Annotated in this window: 20 protein-coding genes and 1 riboswitch; of the genes, 9 read left to right on the top strand and 11 right to left on the bottom strand. The window is 67.6% G+C overall.

Translation table 11 applies throughout. The annotated features are described in order from the left end of the window. Positions 1-22: 22 nt before the first annotated feature. The 4 genes from IE00_RS11790 to IE00_RS20570 are packed head-to-tail and all read right to left on the bottom strand — an operon-like array spanning position 23 to position 4,243. Complete coding sequence (locus IE00_RS11790) at positions 23-1,081, bottom strand: glycosyltransferase family 4 protein (protein ID WP_072297314.1); 1,059 nt, start codon at positions 1,079-1,081, stop codon at positions 23-25. After that, the gene (locus tag IE00_RS11785; RefSeq protein WP_072297313.1) at positions 1,078-2,001 is read right to left on the bottom strand and encodes a lysylphosphatidylglycerol synthase transmembrane domain-containing protein; all 924 of its coding nucleotides are present in this window, start codon (positions 1,999-2,001) and stop codon (positions 1,078-1,080) included. Before IE00_RS11785 ends, IE00_RS11790 begins: the two co-directional genes overlap by 4 nt. After that, positions 1,998-3,539: a sulfatase-like hydrolase/transferase gene (locus IE00_RS11780; RefSeq protein WP_083554330.1), complete on the bottom strand. Its 1,542-nt coding sequence runs from the start codon at positions 3,537-3,539 to the stop codon at positions 1,998-2,000. The genes IE00_RS11785 and IE00_RS11780 overlap by 4 nt, the downstream gene beginning before the upstream one ends. Continuing rightward, complete coding sequence (locus tag IE00_RS20570; RefSeq protein ID WP_139291416.1) at positions 3,536-4,243, bottom strand: CDP-alcohol phosphatidyltransferase family protein; 708 nt, start codon at positions 4,241-4,243, stop codon at positions 3,536-3,538. The genes IE00_RS11780 and IE00_RS20570 overlap by 4 nt, the downstream gene beginning before the upstream one ends. A 118-nt stretch (positions 4,244-4,361) precedes the next feature. On the opposite strand from IE00_RS20570, the gene IE00_RS11770 reads away from it, so the two are divergent. The 7 genes from IE00_RS11770 to IE00_RS11740 all read left to right on the top strand — a co-directional run bounded on the left by IE00_RS11770 (position 4,362) and on the right by IE00_RS11740 (position 13,610). Continuing rightward, positions 4,362-4,913, top strand: a complete 552-nt coding sequence (locus tag IE00_RS11770; protein WP_072297312.1) for a cytochrome b — start codon at positions 4,362-4,364, stop codon at positions 4,911-4,913. A gap of 215 nt (positions 4,914-5,128) precedes the next feature. Next, entirely contained in the window at positions 5,129-8,200 is a 3,072-nt protein-coding gene (locus IE00_RS11765; RefSeq protein WP_240493868.1) for a response regulator, read from the top strand. Then, positions 8,197-9,060, top strand: coding sequence for a protein-glutamate O-methyltransferase CheR (locus IE00_RS11760; protein ID WP_072297310.1), 864 nt, complete (start codon positions 8,197-8,199; stop codon positions 9,058-9,060). The genes IE00_RS11765 and IE00_RS11760 overlap by 4 nt, the downstream gene beginning before the upstream one ends. Next, positions 9,050-10,879 (top strand): response regulator, encoded by a 1,830-nt coding sequence (locus IE00_RS11755; protein ID WP_072297309.1) that lies wholly within the window; start codon positions 9,050-9,052, stop codon positions 10,877-10,879. Before IE00_RS11760 ends, IE00_RS11755 begins: the two co-directional genes overlap by 11 nt. 200 nt (positions 10,880-11,079) lie before the next feature. Beyond that, complete coding sequence (locus tag IE00_RS11750) at positions 11,080-12,141, top strand: methionine ABC transporter ATP-binding protein (RefSeq protein WP_072297308.1); 1,062 nt, start codon at positions 11,080-11,082, stop codon at positions 12,139-12,141. Next, the gene (locus tag IE00_RS11745) at positions 12,131-12,805 is read left to right on the top strand and encodes a methionine ABC transporter permease (RefSeq protein ID WP_072297307.1); all 675 of its coding nucleotides are present in this window, start codon (positions 12,131-12,133) and stop codon (positions 12,803-12,805) included. Before IE00_RS11750 ends, IE00_RS11745 begins: the two co-directional genes overlap by 11 nt. Before the next feature lie 31 nt (positions 12,806-12,836). Then, on the top strand, positions 12,837-13,610 hold the full coding sequence (locus IE00_RS11740) for a MetQ/NlpA family ABC transporter substrate-binding protein (RefSeq protein WP_072297306.1): 774 nt from the start codon (positions 12,837-12,839) through the stop codon (positions 13,608-13,610). Between the two features lie 36 nt (positions 13,611-13,646). On the opposite strand, the gene IE00_RS11735 is transcribed toward IE00_RS11740, so the two are convergent. The 7 genes from IE00_RS11735 to chrA all read right to left on the bottom strand — a co-directional run bounded on the left by IE00_RS11735 (position 13,647) and on the right by chrA (position 19,407). After that, the gene (locus tag IE00_RS11735) at positions 13,647-14,615 is read right to left on the bottom strand and encodes a HesA/MoeB/ThiF family protein (RefSeq protein WP_240493867.1); all 969 of its coding nucleotides are present in this window, start codon (positions 14,613-14,615) and stop codon (positions 13,647-13,649) included. After that, complete coding sequence (locus IE00_RS11730) at positions 14,600-15,190, bottom strand: thiamine phosphate synthase (RefSeq protein ID WP_072297304.1); 591 nt, start codon at positions 15,188-15,190, stop codon at positions 14,600-14,602. The genes IE00_RS11735 and IE00_RS11730 overlap by 16 nt, the downstream gene beginning before the upstream one ends. After that, a complete protein-coding gene (locus IE00_RS11725; protein WP_072297303.1) occupies positions 15,187-15,948 on the bottom strand; it encodes a thiazole synthase in 762 nt (253 codons plus the stop codon). Before IE00_RS11725 ends, IE00_RS11730 begins: the two co-directional genes overlap by 4 nt. A gap of 3 nt (positions 15,949-15,951) precedes the next feature. After that, on the bottom strand, positions 15,952-16,149 hold the full coding sequence (gene thiS, locus IE00_RS11720; RefSeq protein ID WP_072297302.1) for a sulfur carrier protein ThiS: 198 nt from the start codon (positions 16,147-16,149) through the stop codon (positions 15,952-15,954). Next, entirely contained in the window at positions 16,139-17,110 is a 972-nt protein-coding gene (locus IE00_RS11715; RefSeq protein ID WP_072297301.1) for an FAD-dependent oxidoreductase, read from the bottom strand. The genes thiS and IE00_RS11715 overlap by 11 nt, the downstream gene beginning before the upstream one ends. Next, positions 17,103-17,906 (bottom strand): bifunctional hydroxymethylpyrimidine kinase/phosphomethylpyrimidine kinase, encoded by an 804-nt coding sequence (thiD, locus tag IE00_RS11710; protein ID WP_072297300.1) that lies wholly within the window; start codon positions 17,904-17,906, stop codon positions 17,103-17,105. Before thiD ends, IE00_RS11715 begins: the two co-directional genes overlap by 8 nt. Positions 17,907-17,971: 65 nt before the next feature. Beyond that, positions 17,972-18,074: riboswitch (TPP riboswitch) on the bottom strand. 40 nt (positions 18,075-18,114) lie between these two features. Then, positions 18,115-19,407, bottom strand: a complete 1,293-nt coding sequence (gene chrA / locus IE00_RS11705; RefSeq protein ID WP_072297391.1) for a chromate efflux transporter — start codon at positions 19,405-19,407, stop codon at positions 18,115-18,117. Between the two features lie 228 nt (positions 19,408-19,635). On the opposite strand from chrA, the gene IE00_RS11700 reads away from it, so the two are divergent. Beyond that, entirely contained in the window at positions 19,636-21,567 is a 1,932-nt protein-coding gene (locus IE00_RS11700) for a DEAD/DEAH box helicase (RefSeq protein WP_072297299.1), read from the top strand. A 222-nt stretch (positions 21,568-21,789) separates the two neighbouring features. Beyond that, positions 21,790-22,893 (top strand): ABC transporter ATP-binding protein, encoded by a 1,104-nt coding sequence (locus tag IE00_RS11695; protein WP_072297298.1) that lies wholly within the window; start codon positions 21,790-21,792, stop codon positions 22,891-22,893. Positions 22,894-23,003: the final 110 nt, after the last annotated feature.

The raw sequence follows: 23,003 nt of genomic DNA, 5'->3' as shown, positions 1-23,003 counted from the left end.
TGCAGGACGTGCAAACTGTCCACTAGGCGGGGTGATCCATGACCGCATCCAGCACCTGCGCCGCGATCCGGGCCGTGTCGTCCCAACTGGGCAGGGCCAATCCGGCCTGCCGCGCGGCACGTGTCTTGGCCTCGCGCAGACCGGTGTCCTCCAGCATGCGCCTCAGGGCGGTCGACAGGGCGGCAGCGTCATCGGGCGGGACCAGCAGACCGGCATCGGCAGGGACGGTACCCGGCACGGCCCCCGCCGTCGTGCTGACGATGGGCAGGCCGTGGGACAGTGCCTCGTCGAAGACGATGCCGTAACCTTCATAGCGCGTCGCCAGCGCAAAGACCGATGCCTGGCGATAAAGGCTCTGCAGCCTGTCGTCATCGACCCGACCGGCCAGCGTGATCCGGTCCGCGGCCGCGCTGCGCCCGATCTGGTCGCCAAGCTGCGCCACATGGGCATCGTCCCACGGGTTGCCGACGATCTGCGCCTGCCAGTTCAGATCGGTCAGCATGTCCAGCGCCCGGACCAGCACGTCATGCCCCTTGCGGGGATCCAGGATGCCCACCGACAGGATCAGGGGGGGATCGGCCTTGGCGGTCTGGGCGGCCCGGACCGCCTTCGTGCCGGGCCTTGCGATGGTGATGCGATCGGCGGGCACGTCATAGCGCTGGATCAGCATGTCGCGGGTATGGGGGCTGGGGACGAGGACATGCCGGGCCTGCGCCAGGTTGGCGCGCTCGGTCTGCAGCAGGTGGTCCGCCAGGGGCGCGGGCAGGGCGCTTTCCTGAGCCAAGGGATGGTGGATCATGGCGACGATCGGCGCGCGAACCGATGCCAGGGCGACCGAATCCAACGCACCGAAGGCCAGCCCGTCAATGATCACCGGCTGATCGGCGGGCAATGCGCGCAGTTGATCGATGGCCCGCGCCATGTCGGTGGCATTGGGGGTGGGAAAGTTGTCGGGCAGTTCCAGGACCTGGACCTGACGTCCCTGACCCCGCAATGCCTGCACCAGTTGGTGGTCATAGAAATATCCGCCGGTCAGGGTGGTGATGTCGCCGGGCAGGGCGAATGTCGCGGGTCGGGTCATGGGTCCACCGTCAGGCTGCGTTCGGGAAAGGTGTCGCCGCTTTTGCGCCGCAGCGCCAGCACCAGCAGGCCGGGCAAGGTGCTGGCCAGGAACAGAAGGCCGAAGGCCGTGCTGGCCGCCAACCCCGCCGAGGCGCTGGCGCCGATCACTGGAAACATCGTGGCCGCGGCACCTTCGCGCAGGCCCCAGCCACTGATCGTCACGGGAATGATCATCGTCAGCAAGATCAGCGGCACGAACAGGGCCGCCTCTGTCGCGGCCAGCGGGGTGCCCGTGGCATGGGCGCAAAAGGCGAAGGCCGCGATGTTCATCCCGGCGATCGCAAGGTTCAGGCAAATCTGCAGCGGCAGGGCACCGCGTCCCACCAAGGCAGGGCGGGTGATGCGCATCCAGGCGCGCCAGCGACCGGGGATCAGCAAGGCCGCGCCGATCACCGCCGCGCCAAGGCAGATCGCGCCGATCAGGCCCGTGATGGCCGATGGCAGCTGCGGCCCGCGATAAAGCAGGAATGCCGTCACCATGATTGCCAGCAGGGCCATCTGACCCAAGGCGCGTTCGACCACGACAGCGGCCCCCGCACGGCGCAGCCCCCCGTCATGGCGCGCGCGGTAGGCGCGACCCGCATCGCCCAGGATGCCGCCTGGAAGGGACTGGTTCACGACTTGGCCGAGGTAATATTCGCGGATCGCCCGCCCCAGGGTCAGGCGCTGGCCAAGGCGGTTGGCGGTGAACTGCCAGCGCCAGGCCGACAGAAGCGTCTGCAGGGTCAGCGCCACAAGGCTGGCCGCCAGCCAGACGGGATCGGCCGCGCGCAGCAACGACCAGGCCTGACCACCATCGAACCCTGCGAACAGCAGACCCAGCAGCAGCAGGGCGGTCAGCAATTTCAAAACTTTGGACAGGTTTGCGCGGCGGGTCATGCCGGGGGAACGTGATCGGGGGCGGAAAAGCTCCGCAGCAGATTGTCGCGCATGGCCTCCATCGGGATGGGTGCCGCATCGGCGGGCGGGATCAGCCCCGGCACCAAGCCCCATTCGGCCGTTCGGGCGACAAGGTCGGGCGGACCGACGACATGGATCGGCACCTGCCTGCGTTCGTCCAGTCCGATCGAGCTTGCAGTCTGATGGTCGCCCAGCAGGATCATCAGCGGCGGATTCTGGGTCTGGCGTCCGGCATATTCGGTGACGGCCTGCAGGGTATAATCGATGGAGTCGCGGTAATGCTGGCGGACGGTCTCGCGGTCGGCCCAGACCTCGCGCGGGGTGCGGCCTGCGGTGGCGCGGGCGTCGAAGACGCTGCCGTCACCGACCTGGTCCCAAGGGATCATCCGGGCGATGGGCGTCCAGGGGGCGTGGGACGAAATCAGCGCCACCTGCGTGAAAAGCGGGCGGGGATCACTGACCGCCGCGCGGATGCGGTCGGTGGCGGCCAAGGTGAACTGATCGGGCATGGTCACCCAGTTATAGGGTTCACCGCGATAACCCAGGTCGTCGGCCGCCAGCACGTCGTCGAACCCCATGCGGGTTCCTTCGGGCCAGGCGCGCGTGATGGCGGGCATGACGGCGGCGGTCCGGAATCCCGCATGGCGCGCGTGATCGAACAACGTCCAGCGATCGCTGGCGACCGAGGCCTGATAGCGCGTCTGGTCGCTGATATCGAGGCCGTTCATGAAGGTGGCATGGGCCAGCCAGCTTTGTCCGCCATGCGTGGGCGAGGTCAGGAAGCCCGACCGCATCGCCAAACCCGCATCCGACAGCCGCGTCTGGGCCTGTCGCAGCGTCGCCATGTGCAGATCGGCATAGAAGGGCGTGTCGAAGCTGGTCCGGCCATAGCTTTCCAGAAAGACGATCAGCACGTCCCGGTCGATCAGCGACAGGGGCGAGGACAGCTGTCGCATCGGGTCCTCTGCGCTTTGGCGGCGGAAATCGGCGAGCTGCGTCACGGTTCTGGCGGCCAGCTGGATGCGGTCCCGCGCGAAATCCAGGTTCGGCAGGGCGGGGTTGATCGCGGCCAGCCCTGCAAGGCCCAGCACCGGCAGGACGGCCCCGGTCCCGGCCCGGCGAAGGGTGCCAAGCGACCACCACAGGCCCAGCATCATCACGGCCATGCCCAGCAATGCCGCGATGCAGGCCGCGATCGCCCCCGCCACCCCGATTGTCGATGCCAGCAGCCGGATCAGCGCGTCGATCAGCGGCAGGTCAGCGATGGGGTTGAAGGTGCGGCCAAGGCTTTCGCCCATGGTCAGGTCGGCCAACCGCAGCACCGCAATCAGCGTCAGCGCCGCCGTTGCCAGCCCCTGCAGCAGCCGCCCCAAGGCGCTTTTGCCGCACAGGACCATGACCGATGCTAGGGCCACCACGTCCAGTCCCGGCAGCGCGCGCAGATCGGGCAGGACCGTCACGGCATGCTGGAACAGCAGGGCGACCAGCAGGCGGATGACCGGGGCGGGGCGGGTCACCGGTGCGCCCTCAGCCACAGGATGTCGCGCAGGAAGGACCAGATCAGCGCCGCCGCGGCGATGCGGGCCAGGATGATGCCCATATCCTCGGACAGGACCGGGGGTTGCAGCGCGATCAGGGTGGCGATCTGCAGGACGCAGATCGCCTTGCGCCGCCAGCTGGGATAAAGCGGCTCGGCCAGCCAGGGCAGCAGATGCGATGCGCCGACGAACAGATAGCGCATGATCCCCAGGACCAGAATCTCGGCACCCACGGGTCCGCCCCGCAGGGCGTGCAGCGCCAGGATCAGCGCCAGCGCGGCATCGACCTCCATGTCGAAGCGCGCCCCGAAATCGGAACAGAGGCCCTGTCGCCGCGCCAGAAACCCGTCGACGCCGTCCAGCGCCAGCGACACCGCCGCGATGCCCGCCACCGTCCATCCGGTCACCGGCCCGGTCACCACCGCGGCCAGCAGCGCCGCGGCCAGCGACATCCGTATCAGGGTGATGGTGTTGGCCGCGCCAAATCGCCCCAACGGATAGTGGCGCTGCACCAGCCGCATCACGACCAGCAATGCCGGCAGAAACAGGGCCGGGGCCAGAAGAACCGGGTCCTGGTCCAGCAGCAGGCCCGTCAGCCCCGTCAGGGCGATGGCTGCAAGACCGGCGGGAACCGTGCCCGATGGCAGGCTGGCGTCAGGGGCGACTTCGGGCGGAGCGGTCATGGGAGGGGCCTTGAATGCATCACGCAAGGATATGTCCGGCCCGTGCCGCGTCAAGCGAAGGCTTGCCCTATGGCGATCTCGTGATAGCATCGGGAAATCACAAGGTTGCAGGTGCCGGATGGCTGACAGGGAACCCGGATATGGCGTCACTGCACGGCTTCTGCACTGGTCGGTCGCCGTGATCGTGTTGCTGATGATCCCCGCGGGGTTGATCATGGTGCGCGACGGTTTGCCGCGGGCGCTGCAGGACGGGTTGTTCCTGTTCCACAAGAATGCCGGCGTCATCGTGATGCTGATCGTCGCGTTCCGTATCCTGTGGCGGGCGACCCATCCCGCGCCGCCCCTGCCGCCGCAGATCCCGTCATGGCAGCGCCGCATCGCCGCCCTGTCGCATCTGGGGCTTTATGTGCTGCTGGTCGTGATGCCGGTGACGGGCTATGTCCGCGTCCGGGCCGGAGGCTTTCCGATCGAGGGGTTGGACGCGATGGGCATCGAGTCGATCATCCCCCGCAACAAACCCTTGGCCGAAACCGCCAGCGACATCCACCAGGTCGCGGCCTTCCTGCTGATCGGGCTGCTGGCCCTGCATGTCGGTGCGGCGCTGCATCATGCCCTGATCCGCCGCGACGGGGTCTGGTCGCGCATGTGGCCGATCGCCCGGAGGCACTGACGGCGGGACTGACGCCGCGGCAGTCAGGACCGCTTTCCAGTCGACTTCGATGCAGGGCAAGATTAGAATGCAGCAACCGATAACGTCGGCCGGGTTCCGCATTCCGTGCCGGATTATCATTTATTTATCAACATGGATCGAACGAAACGGCGCCTTTCCGCGTTCGACGGGAACCGTCGATCTGACGGACCGCGCCGATCCCTGCAGGAGCCCTCGTGACCGACAACAAGAACCTGACGATCCTTGCAACGGTCGTGCTTGCCCTTGCGGGCGTTTTTGCCCTGGACCTGGCCTTTCCCTTGGGGACGGCGGTCTGGATGATCTATCTGTTCCCGCTGATGCTGTCCTTTCTGTGCCCATGGCCCATCGCGCCCGTGCTGGTCGCCCTGGCGGCCTGTCTGGGCATGGGCGTCGGTTTCTTCTTTGACGAGGCCGTCTTCGGCACGGCCGTGGCGATCGCCAACCGGACGATGGCAGGGGTGATCTTCATCGCCTTGGGGGTCGCAGGGCGGGGCATGGTGCGCAACCGCGAAAGGCTGCTGCACACCGAATGGGTCCAGCAGGGGCAGGTCGCCGTCGGACGCGCCATCCAGGGAGAGCTGTCGGCCGAGCGTTTCGGCCAGCAGGTTCTGCGCAGCCTGGCACAGCGCGCCGATGCCCGCGCCGCCGTCATCTATGCGCGCGAAGGCGATGGTCTGCAACGACTGGCCAGCTGGGGCGTCGATGAGGCTGCCCTGGCCAAGCGCATGCCCCTGGCCGAAGGACATCTGGGCCGCTGCATCAGCGAGGCTGCGATCCTGGACATGGATCTTCCCTCCGAGGCCGCCCTGGGGTGGTCCAGCGGTCTGGCCAAGGGTCGGGCGGGGCGGGTGGTTCTGGTTCCGCTGCTGGACAATGGCCATGTAAACGCGGTGCTGGAACTGGGTTTCGACAACACGTTGCCCGCCCGGGTTCGTGACCTGTTCGACCGTCTGGGCGACCGGCTGGGCATTGCGCTGCGTTCCGTTCAATACCGCGCGCAGATGCATGAATTGCTTGAAGAAACCCGTCGCCAGTCGGAAGAGCTGCGCAGCCATTCCGAAGAGCTGGCCTCCTCGAACGAGGAGCTGGAGGAGCAAACCCGTGCCCTGCAGGACAGCCAGCAACGGCTGGAGGCGCAGCAGGTGGAGCTGGAGAGCCAGAACGCCCGGCTGGAAAGCCAGACGCAGGAACTGGAGGAACAGCGCGACACCTTGGCGCGTTCGCGCCGGATGCTGGAGGATCAGGCCGCCGAACTGGCGCGCGAAAGCCGCTACAAGTCCGAATTCGTCGCCAACATGTCGCATGAACTGCGCACGCCGCTGAATGCACTGCTGATCATGTCGCGCCTGCTGGCTGAAAACCGCGGCAAGACATTGACCGCCGAACAGGTCCGTTGGGCCGAAACCATCGAAAGTTCGGGCAAGGATCTGCTGCTGCTGATCAATGACATCCTGGACCTGTCCAAGATCGAATCCGGCAAGCTGGAAATGTCGCGTGATGCGATCGAGCCGCAGGACATCGCCAAGAAGCTGGTCCGGGCCTTCGAGGTGCAGGCCCAGTCCAAAGGGTTGGAACTGACCGCCGAGGTCGCCCCCGGCATCACCACTTTGGAAACCGACGCGCAGCGGCTGGAGCAGGTGCTGCGGAACTTCATCTCGAACGCGCTGAAATTCACCGAACGCGGGCGCGTGACGCTGAAGGTCAGCGCGGTCCCGCAGGGCATCGCCTTTGCCGTCCACGACACCGGCATCGGTATCGCGCCCGATCAGCAGGAGGCGGTCTTCGAGGCCTTCCGCCAGGCGGACGGCACGATCTCGCGCCGGTTCGGGGGGACGGGGCTTGGTCTCTCGATCTCGCGCGAATTAGCGGATCTGCTGGGCGGGCGCGTGACGCTGAGCAGCGAGGCCGGCAAGGGCAGCGTCTTCACGCTGATCCTGCCCAACACGCCCGCGACGCGCAAACCTGTGGCGACACGCGCCCTGCCCAGCGCGCCGTCCAAGGCCGAGATCGTCGAGGAGAATATCGTTCTGGACGCGCTGGAGGGGGTCGAGGACGACCGCGACATCACCCAGCCCGGCGACCGCGTCATGCTGGTGGTCGAGGATGATCCGGCCTTCGCGCAGCTGCTTTATGATCTGGCGCAGGAATTGCAGTTCCGCTGCATCTGCGTGGGCCGGGCCGATGACGCCGTGCGCGCCGCGCGCCACTTCCTGCCCCATGCGATCGTGATGGATGTGGGGCTGCCAGACCATTCGGGCCTCTCGGCGCTGGACCGGCTGAAGCGCGACACCAGCACGCGGCACATCCCCGTGCACATGGTCTCGGCCGAGGATTACACCAAGCAGGCGCTGGCGCAGGGGGCCATCAGCTATATGATGAAACCGGTCCAGCGCGACACGCTGGCGGCCGCCATCCGCAACCTGGAAAGCCGCATGGAGCAGCGTCTGCGCCGCGTGCTGATCGTCGAGGACGATCCCGCCCAGATGGAGGGTCTGAAGGCCCTGCTGGCCAGCGACGAGGTCGAGACGATCGGCGCAGGCACCGCCGCTGCCGCGCTGCAGCTGTGCCGCACGCAGACGGTCGACTGCATCGTGCTGGACATGACGCTGCCCGACGCGTCGGGGTTCGATCTGCTGGAACAGCTGGACGGCGACGGGACGGCATCCTTCCCGCCGGTCATCGTCTATACCGCCCGCGCTCTGTCCGAGGCCGAGGAACAGCGCCTGCGCCGGTATTCCAAATCGATCATCATCAAGGGCGCGAAATCCCCCGAGCGTCTGATCAACGAGGTCACGCTGTTCCTGCATCAGGTGGTCAGCGACCTGCCCGAAAAGCAGCGCGAGATGCTGGCCGCGTCCCTGAACCGCGACGCCCAGCTGGAGGGCCGCCGCATCCTGGTGGTCGAGGATGACATCCGCAACGTCTATGCCCTGACCGGCGTCTTCGAACCGCATGGCGCGACGGTCCAGATCGCCCGCAACGGCCGCGAGGCGCTGGACGCCTTGGGCCGCATCAACGACGGTGCGGCGCCCAAGGTGGACCTGGTGCTGATGGACGTGATGATGCCAGAAATGGACGGCCTGACCGCCACGCGCGAAATCCGCAAGATCGACCGCTGGAAGACGCTGCCGATCATCATGCTGACCGCAAAGGCCATGGCCGAGGATCAGAACCAGTGCCTTGCGGCCGGGGCCAACGATTACCTGCCCAAGCCGCTTGACGTTGACAAGCTGCTGTCGCTGACCCGCGTCTGGATGCCCCGATGAGCGTCGAACCCGTTCCCGCCGGCCCCGGCGACGATATCGAACTGGACCTGTTCCTGGAGGCACTGAACCGGCGGTTCCACTATGACTTCCGGTCCTATTCGCGGGCGTCGCTGGCGCGGCGCGCGGATCTGGCGCGCGACAGGCTGGGATGCGCGACCCTGTCTCAGGCGCAGGGTCGTCTGCTGCATGAACCCGCAGTGCTGCCTGACGTGATCGACGCCATGACCGTGCAGGTCAGCGAGATATTCCGCGATCCGGGCTATTACCTGGCGCTGCGGCGCGACGTGCTGCCGCATCTGCGGACCTTCCCGTCGCTGAAGGTCTGGGTGGCGGGCTGCGCGGATGGCGAGGAGCTCTATTCCATGGCCATCATGTTCAAGGAGGAGGGGCTGTTCGACCGCACCCTCTTTTATGCGACCGAGATCAACCGCCGCGCGCTGGCCCGGGCCGAGGCCGGGGTGTATGACATCGACCGCCTGTCGGTCTTTTCGCAGAACTATCAAAAGGCGGGCGGGCGCGGATCGCTGTCGGATCACTATACCGCCGCCTATGGTCGCGCGGCCTTCAACCGCGAACTGCGCGCGCGCACCGTCTTTACCGAACACAACCTGGCCACCGACCAGGTCTTTTCCGAAGTGCACCTGATATCGTGCCGCAACGTGCTGATCTATTTCGACAATACGCTGCAGGATCGCACGCTTGGCCTGTTCGCCGAGGCACTGACCCGTGGCGGCTTCCTGGGGCTGGGTTCCCATGAAACGCTGCGTTTTTCCGCCCATGCGGCGGCCTTTTCATCCTTCGACGAACCCGACCGGATCTGGCGCCGCAATGCCGACCAGGAGATGCTGAATGCCCCATAACCCCATCAGATTCCTGATCGTTGACGATGTGCCCGAAAACATCATGGCGCTTGAGGCGCTGTTGCGTCGTGACGGGCTGATCGTGGACCGTGCGCGGTCCGCCAGCGAGGCGCTGGAACTGTTGCTGATGCATGATTATGCCTTGGCCTTTCTGGACGTGCAGATGCCCGGCACCGACGGCTATGAGCTGGCCGAGCTGATGCGATCGACCGAACGCACGCGCGGCGTGCCGATCATCTTCGTCACCGCCGCCGAGATGGACGACGCCCGCCGCTTTCGCGGTTACGAGGCCGGGGCCGTCGACTATATCTTCAAGCCCATCGACCCGGTCGTCCTGAAATCCAAGGCCGAGGTGTTTTTCCGCATCGGCAAGCAGGCCAAGGAACTGGCCCGCCAGCGCGACGAATTGCACAAGATCGCCATGCATCGCGACCGTGCCATGGCGCAGCTGCGCGCGCATGCCGACAATTCGCCGCTGGCTTTCGTGACGCTGGACAGCAGGGGCTGCATCCGCGACTGGTCGCAGGGCGCGGAACGGATGTTCGGTCGTCCGAAAAGCGAAATGGTGGACACCAGGGGCACCGAATGCGGCTGGCTGGACGAGGATGCCGAAAAGCTGCTGGCCGGCTGGCTGCAGACCCCATCCGACAGCGCGCCGCGTTTTTCGGGGGAAATGCAGCTGGACCATGCCGATATCGGCGCCATCAGCTGCGAGGTCTATGGCTCGGTCCTGTCGGACGGGGCGGGCCAGCAGTCGCTGTCGCTGCAGATCCTGGACATCACCGAACGCCGTCAGGCCGAAGAGGTGCGGTCCCTGCTGATCGGAGAGCTGAACCACCGCATCAAGAACACGCTGGCCAACGTCCAGGCCATTGCCCGCCAGAGCCTGCGCCAGTCGGAAAGCCTGGCCCAGTTCGAAACCAGCTTTGGTGGCCGTCTGCAGGCCTTGGCGCGCGCGCATTCGATCCTGTCGGATGCGACATGGGCCAGCGCGCCCCTGGATCAGCTGATCGACGATCAGATCAATTCCGGCACGCTGGACGGCGAACGCCTGCAACGCAACGGCCCGCTGGTGGATCTGGCGCCGGACACCATGCTGCGCCTGGCGCTGACCTTGCATGAACTGGGCACCAATGCCGCCAAATACGGCGCGCTGTCGGTGCCTGGCGGCATGGTGCATCTGGACTGGACCCTGGCCGACGGGCAGCTGGAACTGACCTGGCGCGAAACCGGCGGGCCCAAGGTGACGGCGCCTGCGCGCGACGGTTTCGGCACCACGCTGATCATGGCGGCGGGCGGGGGCGACAATGCCTCGGCCACTGCCGAATGGCATCCCGACGGCGTCATCTGGACCATCCGGCTGAGCGATGGCGTGACACCGCTGAAAATCGCCCATCCCGCGCCCGAAGCCGCGACGGTTCCCGCCGCCGAAGGACCGGTCAGCCTGTCGGACTGCCGTGTCCTGCTGGTCGAGGACGAACCCCTGGTGGCGCTGGACCTGCGATACGAGCTGGAAGATGCCGGCGCGACCGTCGTGGCCATTGCCCGCACCGTCGCCGAGGCATTGGAGAAGATCCGCACCAACCATGTCGACGTCGCGCTGCTGGACGGCAACCTGAAGGGCGAGGCCGTGGATGACGTGGCCGCGCTGCTGACGCGGCGGGGGGTCAGGTTCTGCTTCGTGTCGGGCTATGGGCGCGAACATCTGCCCGAAGGCTATGACCATGCGCCGCTGATCGAAAAGCCCTTCCGGCCCGACATGCTGCGATCGATCCTGACCGGCCTTCTGTCGCGCGATTTCGTGCAGGCCGCGCAATAAGAACGCCGTTCCGGCACAGGCCCGGACGGGGCAAGACTGTTCCACGCGGCGGTCTTGCCCCAAGGGCCATGTTCGGACCGGAACGGTTCGACCAGACGCGACGTTCCCCTGCCTGAAAACCGAATGCCCCCGGCGCGCTTGCACATGATCGCGCTTTCGGGCATCCCGTCGCCCTTCGCATCGGTGAAAAGCAGGACAGTATGAGCGGCACGCCCCCAGACAACGCGGCGATCATCTTCGACAGGCTTGGCAAATCCTTCCCAAAATCCGGCGGCGATCGGGTGATGGCCTTGCAGGACGTGTCGCTGACGGTTCCGACGGGCAGCATCACCGGCATCATCGGCCGGTCGGGTGCGGGCAAATCGACGCTGCTGCGCATGGTGAACGGGCTGGAGCGCCCGACCGAGGGCAGCGTCCGGGTCGATGGCCGCGATGTCGGCAAGGCGAGCGGCGGCGATCTGCGCGCGATCCGCCGCGATGTCGGGATGATCTTTCAGCATTTCAACCTGCTGGCCTCGCGCACGGTCTGGGGCAATGTCGCCCTGCCGCTGGAGATCGCGGGCACGCCTTCGGGCAAGATCAAGGCGCGGGTCGATCAGCTGGTCGACCAGGTGGGCCTGTCGGCGCTGCGCGACCGCTATCCGGCGGAACTGTCGGGCGGGCAGAAACAACGCGTCGGCATCGCCCGCGCGTTGGCCACCAGCCCCAAGGTCCTGCTGTCAGACGAGGCGACCAGCGCGCTGGACCCTGAAACCACGCAGACCGTTTTGGAACTGCTGTCGCAGATCAACCGCGATCTGGGTCTGACCATCCTGCTGATCACCCATGAAATGGCCGTCCTGCGCGACATCGCCAGCCACATGGCGGTGATCGAAGGGGGCCGCATCGTCGAATCCGGCCCGACCTATGACGTCTTTGCCAAGCCGAACCACGGCACCACGCGGTCCTTCCTGTCGGGTGTCACCGGCGCGACCCTGCCGGCCTTCGTCGCGTCCCGCATGACGCTGGACCGCCCCGAAGGCCCCGCCCAGGAGGTGATCCGCGTGACCTTTGCGGGCCGACACGCGACCGACCCGATGCTGGCCATGCTGGCGACCGAGCTGGGCATCGCCGCCAACATCCTGGCCGGCGCCATCGAGGAGATCGGCCCCCATCCCTTCGGCAATCTGCTGCTGTCCATCGACGCCCCGCGTGCCCCCGAGGCTCGCGCCTTTCTTGAACGCCACGGCCTGACGACGGAGGTGCTGGGATATGTCCGCTAACCTGATCCCGATCCTGTGGGAAGCCACGCTGCAGACGATGTACATGGTCGCCATCTCGGCGGTGCTGGGGACGCTTGGGGGGCTGCCGCTGGGGGTGTTCCTGGCAACCTCGCAGCGGGGTGAGCTGCTGTCGGCGCCCTGGATCAACAAGGTGCTGGGCCTGGTGGTGAACGCGGCGCGGTCCGTGCCCTTCATCATCCTGGTGGTGGCGATCATCCCCTTCACGCGGATGATCGTCGGCACCTCGATCGGCACCAATGCGGCCATCGTGCCGCTGACGCTGGCGGCCGTGCCCTTCATCGCCCGCCTGGTCGAAAACGCCATCCGCGAGGTCGAGGCCGGGTTGATCGAGGCCGCCCGCGCGATGGGCGCGACGCCGATGCAGATCATCCGCAAGGTCCTGATCCCCGAGGCGCTGCCCGGCATAACCCTGGGCCTGACCCTGGCCGCCGTCAGCCTGATCGGCTATTCGGCCATGGTCGGGGCCGTGGGCGGGCAGGGCTTGGGCGATCTGGGCATCCGCTATGGCTATCAGCGCTTCATGCCCGACGTGATGCTGGCCGTCGTCATCATCCTGATCGTCATGGTGCAGCTGGTCCAGTCGCTTGGCGAATGGATCGCCGCCCGCGTGGACCGCCGCGCCGCCCGCAATCGCGGCAACTGAGATTTTCGCACAAGAAGAAAGGAACGCCTTTATGTTGCGTCTGACCACATTCGTATCCGCCCTGGCCCTGAGCACCGCCGCCATGGCCGAAGACATCAAGGTCGGTGTCTCGCCCGGCGAACATGCCGAGATCATGGAAGAGGTCGCCAAGGTCGCCGAACCCATGGGCCTGAACATCGACGTGATCGAGTTTTCCGATTACGTCGTCCCGAACCAGGCCCTGGCCGATGGCGATCTGGAGGCCAACAGCTTTCAGCACCGCCCCTATCTGGAAAACCAGATGAAGGATCGCGGCTTCGCGCTGGTCGAGGTGGGCACCACCATCACCACGCCCATGGGCATCTATTCCGACCAGCTGACTTCGGTCGACGATCTGGAGGACGGCGCACAGGTCGCCATTCCGAACGACCCGACCAATGGCGGCCGCGCGCTGCTGCTGCTGCAGGATCTGGGCGTCATCACCCTGGCCGAGGGCACGGGCCTGGTCCCCAGCCCGCTGGACATCCAGGACAACCCCAAGAACCTGAACTTCCTGGAACTGGACGCCGCCCAGCTGCCCCGCGCGCTGGCCGATGCCGATATCGCGATCATCAACACGAACTATGCGCTGGCCTCGGGCCTGTCGCCGCGCAATGACAGCATCGCGATGGAAAAGGCCGACAGCCCCTATGTGAACATCATCGTCGTTCAAGAGGGCCGCCAGGACGAGCCGTGGGTCGAGACCTTGGTCGAGGCTTATCAGAGCGATGAGATCAAGACCTTCATCGACGACAAATACGAAGGCGCTGTCCTGACCTCCTGGTAAGGCCGTCTGGGCCGTCCCGATGGGGCGGCCCTTTTCCTATGCGTCCGGCAGCGCCAGCAGGGCGATCTCTCCGTCCCAATGCCGGCGCAGGGTCTGGCCCGCGTGATGCGCCCGCAGGCCGGTCCGGCAGGCCAGCACCACGCGGCAGCCCGCGGGCGGGGTCAGCTGGGCGATGTCGTCCGGGGGAACGTGGCGGGCATCGGCGCGGAAGGGCGGCGCTTCGGATCGCAGGTCGATCAGCAGGTCGGCTTCGGTGATCTGCGTTTGTCCGATGAAGGGCAGGGGCCGCGCGGGTTCGGGCGCGCCGTCAAAGCGGAAGCCGCCCATCCGCCAGGTCGCGGCATCCAAGCTGACCAGCCGCCCAAGCGGCCGTTCGGGCAGGTCCAGCAGCACCCCCATCGCCATCTGCGCCTGCAGCGCGCCGATCATGCCCACCACCGGCCCCATCACTCCGTTGGTGGCACAGGTCCCGCCGCCCGTCGGCAGGTCGGGAAAGATCGCCCGCAGGCTGGGCGCCGATCCGCAGCACCCCGCGACATAGCCTGACATCGCCAGCGCCGACGCGGCGATCAGCGGCACGCGCGCCGCCCTGCAGGCATCCGACAGGGTCAAGGACACCGCAAAGCTGTCGGCGCAATCCAAGACCAGGTCGGCCTGTGCGATCAGGTCGGGCGCATTGGCGGGGTCCAGCCAATCGGTCTGCGCTTCGATGCGGATATTGGGGTTCATCGCGGCCATGATCCGGGCGGCGACCGTGGCCTTGGGCTGGCCGATGGCATCCATGGGATAGATCGGCTGGCGGTGCAGGTTCGTTTCCTCGATCCGGTCGCCATCGACCAGGGTGATCCGCCCGACACCGGCCCCGGCCAGGTATTGCAGCGCGGGCACGCCCAGGCCCCCCGCGCCGACGATCAGCACATGCGCCTGCGACAGCCGGTCCTGCCCCGCAGCCCCGATCCGGGGCAGGATCATCTGGCGGGCATAGCGGCTCATATCGCCAGCCATTCGCGCATCCGTCCTTCGGGGTCGGCATTCAAAGTGATGTCGGTGACGGCAGAAACCACGTCGGCACCCGCGTCAAAGGCCCCCCTGGCGCGTTCGACGGTGAAACCGCCAATGGCGACCAAGGGGATAGGGCCGATCAGCCGCTTCCATTCGGTGACCCGTCCCAGGCCCTGGGGTTCCCATGCCATCTGTTTCAAAATGGTCGGATAGACCGGCCCAAGGGCAATATAATCGGGCGCGCAGGCCAGTGCGCGATCCAGTTCGGCGTGGTCATGGGTAGAAAGCCCCAATCGCAGCCCCGCGCGCCGGATGGCGGGCAGGTCGGCATCCGCCAGATCCTCCTGCCCCAGATGCAGCCACTCGGCGCCTTCGTCGATGGCGATCTGCCAGTGGTCGTTCACGACCAGCGCGGCCCCGTGCCGCCGGGACAGCACCATCGCGCGGCGGATCTGGTCGCGCAGCTGATCGACGAGCCGGTCCTTGATGCGCAGTTGCGCCAGCCGGACCCCAAGGGGCAGGGCGCGGTCCAGCCAGGCCGCATCGTCGAAGATGGGATAGAATTTCGGCAGCATCACAACCACGCCTTTCCGATCAGCGGGGTCGAGGGTACCCCCATGTCGCGCACCCCCATCGGGTCGGCGCCCGCCGCCATGGCCCCTGCCTGCACGGCCAGCCCAAAGGCCCGTGCCATGGCAACGGGATCGCCCGCCTGCGCCACGGCGCTGTTCAGCAGCACGGCGTCGAACCCCATTTCCAGCGCATCGGCGGCATGGCTGGGCAGGCCCAGACCGGCGTCGATGACCATGGGGATATCGGGAAAGGCCCCGCGCAGGCTGCGCAGCCCGTGGCGGTTGTTCAGCCCCATGCCCGACCCGATGGGCGCACCCCAGGGCATCAGCACGCGACAGCCCGCATCGACCAGGCGGCGGGCCAGCACTTGATCCTCGGTCGTGTAGGGGAAGACGTCGAAGCCTTCGGCACAGAGCGTCTGGGCAGCCTCCAGCAGGCCGAAGGGGTCGGGCTGCAGCGTGTCGGCATGGCCGATCACCTCCAGCTTGATCCAGGTCGTTCCAAAGATCTCGCGCGCCATGCGGGCGGTGGTGATCGCCTCGCGGGCGTTGTGACAGCCGGCGGTGTTGGGCAGGATGCGGACCCCAAGGTCGCGGACCATCTGCCCGAAGGCCTGCCCCTGGCCGCTTTCGCGCCGCAGCGACACCGTCGCCACGCTGGCCCCCGATGCCGCAAAGGCCTGTTGCATCACCTGGGGCGAGGGGTATTGCGCCGTCCCCAGCATCAGCGGGCTGTCCAGCGTCACGCCATAGAAATCACGCATCGCTCATCCTCCCTGCATTGGGGCCAGAACCTCCAGCCGATCGCCGTCCTGCAGGGGCTGCGCGGCGCGGGCGGCGGCGGGCAGGAAATCGCCGTTCAGGGCGGTGGCGACGCGGGCATCGGCCCAGCCCAGTTCGGCCAGCGCATCGGCGACGGTGGCGGCGGCGATGTCGTGGGGGGTGCCGTTCAGCTCAATCTTCATGGATCAGCTCTCCTCGGGTGCCATGGGTCAGGTAATCGGCGGCCTGTCGCGCCAGGGCGGGCGCCATCAGATAGCCGTGGCGGAACAGGCCGTTCAGGTGCAGCACGCGCCTGCGCACCGTCACCCGCGGGATGTTGTCGGGAAAGGCGGGCCGCAGGTCGGTGCCGGTTTCCAGCACCGTGCTTTCGGCAAAGCGCGCGTCCAGCGCATAGGCCGCCGACAGCAGTTCCAGCAGGGCGCGGGCGGTGATGGGGCGGCGTGCCTCGGTCTCGATCTGGGTCGCGCCCAGCATGACGATGCCGTCGCCGCGCGGCACGACGTAAAGCGGGTGGCGCGGATGCAGCAGCCGGACGGGGCGCGACAGGGTGATGTCGGGGGCGTGAAGAACGACCATCTCGCCCCGGACGCCGCGCAGGTCGGGCAGGGTGGCGGCCATGCCGCGCGCGTCGATCACCGGGCCCGTGACATCCTGCGGCTGCGCATCTCCGGTTTCGATGGCGATGCCCCGGTCGTGCAGGGCCGTCACCAGATCGGCAAGCGCCTGCCGGGGGTCCAGATGCGCCTCGGACGGGACATGCAGGGCGTGACGGTGGTCGGCCAGGTCGGGCTCCAGCGCCGCCAGCGCAGCTCCGTCCAGCATCCGGTGCCCCGGCGCGCGGCGGGCAAAGCGCGACAGCTCGGCCCGGTCGCGGTCCAGCGCCAGGACCAGCGTGCCGCGGCGCGTGACCGTGGTGACCTGCGCCCAGTCATCGGCGGCCTGCCCACCCAGGCGGGCGATCAGCGGATCGGCGGTGACGCCTTCGCAGATGGGGGCCAGCATGCCGCCCGCCCACCAGGAACAGCCATGCGGGCCCGGCGCGCCGTTCCGGTCGATGATGCGGGGGTGCCAGCCCCGTTGCGCCAGGTGCCACGCCGCGAACAGCCCGGCCACGCCCGCGCCGATGATGGTGATGTCACGCATGGGGCCAGACCGCGTGAAAGTGATGCACCGGCCCATGGCCCTGTCCGACCGTCAGGCTGTCCGCCGCCGCGATGGCCCCCTGCAGATAGCGGTGCGCCGCGGTAACGGCCTCCTGCAAAGGCCGCCCCTTGGCCAGTTCCGCCGCGACGGCCGCCGACAGGGTGCAGCCGGTGCCATGCGTGTTGCGGGTGGCATGGCGGGGGGCCGACAACCAGCGCGGGCCATCGGGCGTCATCAGCAAGTCGTGGCATTGCGGCCCATGCCCATGCCCGCCCTTCAACAGCACGGCCCGCGCGCCCATTTGCATCAGCGCCAGCGCCTGATCGCGCATCTGGTCGCGGGACCGGGCCGGGGGCGCGCCCGTCAGCCGGGCAGCCTCGGGCAGGTTCGGGGTCAGCAGGGTGGCCCGGGGCAGCAGCAGGGCACGCAACCCGTCGATGGCGTCATCGGCCAGCAGCGTGTCGCCCGATTTCGCCACCATCACAGGGTCCAGAACGACGGGCAGGCCGCGTCCCGCCAGCCCCTCGGCCACGGCGCGGATGGCAGGGCCGTCGCCCAGCATCCCCAGCTTGACCGCGCGAATGTCCAGATCGTCGAAGACGGTCGCGATCTGCGCCGCGATCATGGCGGGGCCTGCGGGCTGGACGCGGGCCACGGTGCGGGTGTTCTGGGCGGTCAGGGCGGTGATGACGCTGGCCCCATAGACGCCAAGCGCGGAAAATGTCTTGAGGTCGGCCTGGATGCCGGCGCCTCCGCCGGAATCGGAACCGGCGATGGTCAGGGCGATGGCGGTCACGTTGCGCTCCTTGTGCGGTCGGGGACAGGACGGCGCAAGGGGGAACAAAGGGCGGGACTGGCCCCGCGATCATCTGCACCGTTCCCTCCGCCGGTATGACCCGGATCAGGTTCGATGGGTTGGCTGACGCCTCTCAGCCCCTGTGACGGGACACCCCAACGGTTTGCAGGAAAAGGCTAGCGCGATGCGGAAAGGCCCGCAAGGGGGGTCATGTCAGCCCCGCCATCTGCAGCGCGATCCCGGCCAGGGCCGCCCCGCCCAGCAGGGTTGCCATGCCCGGCCGCAGCCACAGGGCGGCAACCAGCGTCGCCGCGCACAGCAGCGCCGCCACCGGGTCCAGCGATGTCATGACCGGCAGCCGCAGATGGATCGGCCCCACGTCCCATGCGACGGTCTGCTGCCAGATCAGGTGGATGGCGAACCAGACGGCCAGGTTCAGGATGACGCCCACCACGGCGGCGGTGACGGCGCGCAGGGCGGCCGACAGGCGGGCGCTGCGGCGCAACCCCTCCATGAAGGGGGCGCCGATGAAGATGAAGGCGAAGCAGGGCGCGAAGGTGACCCAGGTCGCCAGCAGCCCGCCCAGCATGGCGGCCAGCAGCGGATGGGCATGGTCCGCGCCATAGGCCGCCATGAAGCCCACGAATTGCAGCACCATGATCAGCGGTCCGGGCGTGGTTTCGGCCATGCCCAGACCGTCCAGCATCTGCGTGGGCTGCAGCCAGCCGTAATGGCCCACGGCCTCCTGCCCGACCCAGGCCAGAACGGCATAGGCGCCCCCGAAGGACAGCACGGCCAGCCGCGAAAAGAAGGTGGCGATATCGGCAAAGACGCTGCCCGGCGCCAGCAGGACCAGCGCCAGGACCGGGACCAGCCACAGCACCAGCGCCCAGATGGCCGCGCGGCGGGCGGCGCGCGCGTCCTGAACGGGCAGGGCAGTGCCGGTGCCGTCCGGGGTCGGGGCTCCCCCCATCAGCGCGCCCGCCAGGGCGGCCAGCGCGATCACCAGCGGAAAAGGTGCGTCCAGCGCGAAGAGCGCCACGAAGGCCGCCCCCGCAATGATGCGCAGCGCCGGCCCCTTCAGCGCCCGCCCCGCAAGCCGGATCACCGCCTGCACCACGATCGCCAGGACCGCTGCCTTCAGCCCGAAGAAGATCCCCGCCACGATGCCCACGTCGCCAAGCGTGACATAGACCACGCTGAGCGCCATGATCGCCACCACGCCCGGCAGGATGAACAGCACCCCCGCGATCAGCGCGCCGCGCACGCCATGCATCAGCCAGCCGATATAGGTGGCCAGCTGCTGCGCCTCGGGGCCGGGCAGCAGCATGCAGAAATTCAGCGCGTGCAGGAAACGGTCCTCGTCGATCCAGCGGCGTTCCTCGACCAGGATGCGGTGCATGACGGCGATCTGGCCGGCGGGCCCGCCAAAGCTGAGCGCGGCGATCCGCGCCCATGTCCTGATGGCATCCTTGATCGGGGGATGGGCTGTGCGGGTCATCTGGAAACCTGTGATCGGGGTCGCGCGCATCAGGGCCGCGCAGCGGGCCCAAGTCAAGGAAAAGGCGGCCAAGAAATCAGTTCAGATCTTCGGTGGACTTTACGGCGCGCGTGGACTAGGAACCCATCTTTGGCTCCGCATGTCCGGGGCGGCGGGTGCAGGGTGGGCCGGTCGCAGCGACGGGGTGCCGCTCATCGGGTGAACGACACCCCCCATTTGGCGAATCAAATGACCGAATTGAACTTCCCCGCACCGCTTCAGGCGGCGCTGGCTTCCAAGGGCTATGAAAGCCTGACCTCCGTGCAATCCGCCGTTCTGGCAGACGAAGCCCAAGGGCGCGACCTGCTGGTTTCGGCACAGACCGGATCGGGCAAGACCGTGGCCTTCGGCCTGGCCATCGGCGCGGACCTGCTGCTGGACGGAGAGCGGCTGGACGGTGATCGTCCGCTGGCCCTGGCCATCGCGCCGACCCGCGAACTGGCCTTGCAGGTGGCGCGCGAACTGGAATGGCTCTATGCCGGGACGGGCGCGCGGATCGCGACCTGCGTCGGCGGCATGGATTACCGCACCGAACGCCGCAACCTGCAGCAGGGCGCCCAGATCGTCGTCGGCACGCCGGGCCGTCTGCGCGACCATATCGACCGGGGCAGCCTGGACCTGGCATCGCTGCGCGCCGCCGTCCTAGACGAGGCCGACGAGATGCTGGACCTGGGTTTCCGCGACGACCTGGAATACATCTTGGCCGCCGCGCCCGCCGAACGCCGCACGCTGATGTTCTCGGCCACGGTGCCGCCCGCCATCGAAAAGCTGGCCCGCGATTTCCAGCGTGACGCCCTGCGCATCGCCGCCATGGGCGAGGCCCGCCAGCACGGCGACATCGCCTATCGCGCCTACAGCGTCACGCCGCGCGACCGCGAACCGGCCATCTTCAACCTGCTGCGGATGCACGAGGCGCAGACCTCGATCGTGTTCTGCAAGACGCGCGCCAACGTGAACCACCTGCTGGCGCGCATGTCGAACCGCGGTTTCAAATGCGTCGCCCTGTCGGGCGAACTGAGCCAGCAGGAACGCACCCATGCCCTGCAGGCGCTGCGCGACGGACGCGCCCGCGTCTGCATCGCGACCGACGTGGCCGCACGCGGCATCGACCTGCCGGGGCTGGAACTGGTGATCCATGCCGATCTGCCGACCAACCCCGAAACCCTGCTGCACCGGTCGGGCCGGACGGGCCGCGCCGGGTCCAAGGGTGTTTCGGCGCTGATCGTGCCGTCGTCGGATTACAAGCGCGCGCAGCGCCTGATGCAGAATGCCAAGGTCGTGGCCGAATGGGCCAAGGCACCTTCGGCAGACGAGGTTCGCGAACGCGACGATAAGCGCATGCTGGAACACGAAGCGCTGCGCGACGCGCCGGGCGAAGACGCGCCCCTGGCCGCCCAGCTGCTGGAGAAGTTCGGCGCCGAACAGGTGGCCGTCGCCTTCCTGCGCATGTGGCGCGAAGGCCGTCCCGCCGCCGAGGAGCTGATGGAGACGCAGGCCCCGCCCGCGCCCATGGCACCGCGTGCGCCGCGCGAATTCGGGCCTTCGGTCTGGTTCACCCTGTCGGTCGGTCATTCGGGCCGCGCCGAGGCGCGCTGGCTGCTGCCCAAGATCTGCGATGCGGGCGGGATCACCCGTGACGGCATCGGCGCGATCCGCGTCAAGCAGGACCTGAGCTATGTCCAGATCGCCCAGGAGGTTGCCGACCGCTTTGGCGATTTCATGGAGATCACCCCCGAGGTGACCATGCGTCGCATGGAAGGCGCGCCCGACCTGGACGCCCCGATCGAACGGGCGCCCCGCGCGCCCCGTTACGATGGCCCGCGCGAAGATCGCCCGGCCCGCGCCAAGCCTGCGCCGCGCCGCAAGGATGACGGGTCCCACCAGGATCGCGTCAAGGCGGCCAAGGGCGGCTGGATTCCCGACGACGCCGGATTGGCCGATCCGCGCACCGAAGGCCCCAAGCCCGCGGTGAAGGCGTGGAAGAAGAAATCCTCGGCCGATGGCGCGGGACCGCGCAAGCCCGGTGGTCCGGCCAAGCCCGCATGGGCCGCCAAGGGCAAGCCGCGCTTTGAAAAGCCGGCCGGCAAGCCGCACCGCAAGGGTGGCAAGCGCCCCGACTGATCAATTGTTCCCTGCCTGATTCCCCGGCGCCTTGCCCCTTCGAGGGGCAGCGCCGGCCCGGGCGGGATCACCGCAAGAATTCGACGCGCCCCAGGCCTGATTGGCCTGTCGGGCGCGTTTTCATCTCGGCATGTAGGCATACAATTCAGTTGCAAGAACGGCGGATGCCCGCTTAACCTGCATCAGCGCTGAACAAGAAGCCGACAACAGGGAGAGCGCCTTTTGCTGGACGACCGACACGGCGAGGCTTTCGTCGCATTTGAGCATGTGCAAAAAAGCTATGACGGACAGGTGCTTGTCGTCAAAGACCTGAACCTCTCCATCGCCAAGGGTGAATTTGTAACGATGCTGGGGCCGTCCGGTTCCGGCAAGACCACCTGCCTGATGATGCTGGCAGGCTTCGAAACCGCCACGCATGGTGAGATCCGCCTGGATGGCAGGCCGATCAACCAGGTGCCGCCCCACAAGCGCGGCATCGGGATGGTGTTCCAGAACTATGCGCTGTTTCCCCACATGACCGTGGGCGAGAACCTGTCCTTCCCGCTGGAAGTGCGCGGCATGGCGCGCGGCGAACGCGAAACCCGCGTCAAGCGGGCCCTGGACATGGTCCAGATGGGCAAGTTCATCAACCGCAGGCCCGCCCAGCTGTCGGGCGGCCAGCAACAGCGGATCGCGCTGGCCCGGGCGCTGGTCTTCGATCCCCAGCTGGTTCTGATGGACGAACCGCTTGGCGCGCTGGACAAGCAGCTGCGCGAACACATGCAGTTCGAGATCAAGCATCTGCACGAACAGCTGGGCATCACCGTGGTCTATGTCACCCATGACCAGGGCGAGGCGCTGACCATGTCGGACCGCGTCGCCGTTTTCAACGACGGGCGCATCCAGCAGCTGGCGGCGCCGGCAGACCTGTATGAACGCCCGCAGAACAGCTTTGTGGCCGGGTTCATCGGTGAAAACAACGCGTTGCCCGGCACGATCGAAAAATTGGACGGCGAAAAGGCCCTGGTGCGTCTGGACGATGGCGGCCTGATCGACGCGACCGCCGTCAACATCCGCGAAAAGGGTCAGCGCACCACGGTCTCGATCCGGCCCGAACGGGTCGAGTTCAAGCCCGAGATGATGCCCCCCGGCGCCCATACCATCGAGGCGCAGGTGATCGAGGTCGTCTATATGGGCGACATCCTGCGCGCCCGGCTGCGGGTGGCGGGATCGGACAATTTCGTCATGAAGATGCGCAACACCATCGGCCAGACCCATCTGCATGCCGGACAGGCCGTGCGCATCGGCTGGCACCCCGAGGATGCCCGCGCCCTGGACCCCGTCTGAGGCGCAGCCAACCCCGGAACCTGCGGCCCGGCGGTATCCGCCCGGCTGCCAGTCCCGCAAGGGACACAAGAAACGGGCAGAAAGCCCGGCATGAATCCACAAGGGAGCTT

The sequence above is a fragment of the Paracoccus sp. SM22M-07 genome, from assembly GCF_001887735.1.
Lineage (GTDB): Bacteria > Pseudomonadota > Alphaproteobacteria > Rhodobacterales > Rhodobacteraceae > Paracoccus.
Note: the sequence above shows the minus strand (reverse complement) of the source record. Positions and strands in the feature narration are given on the sequence as shown.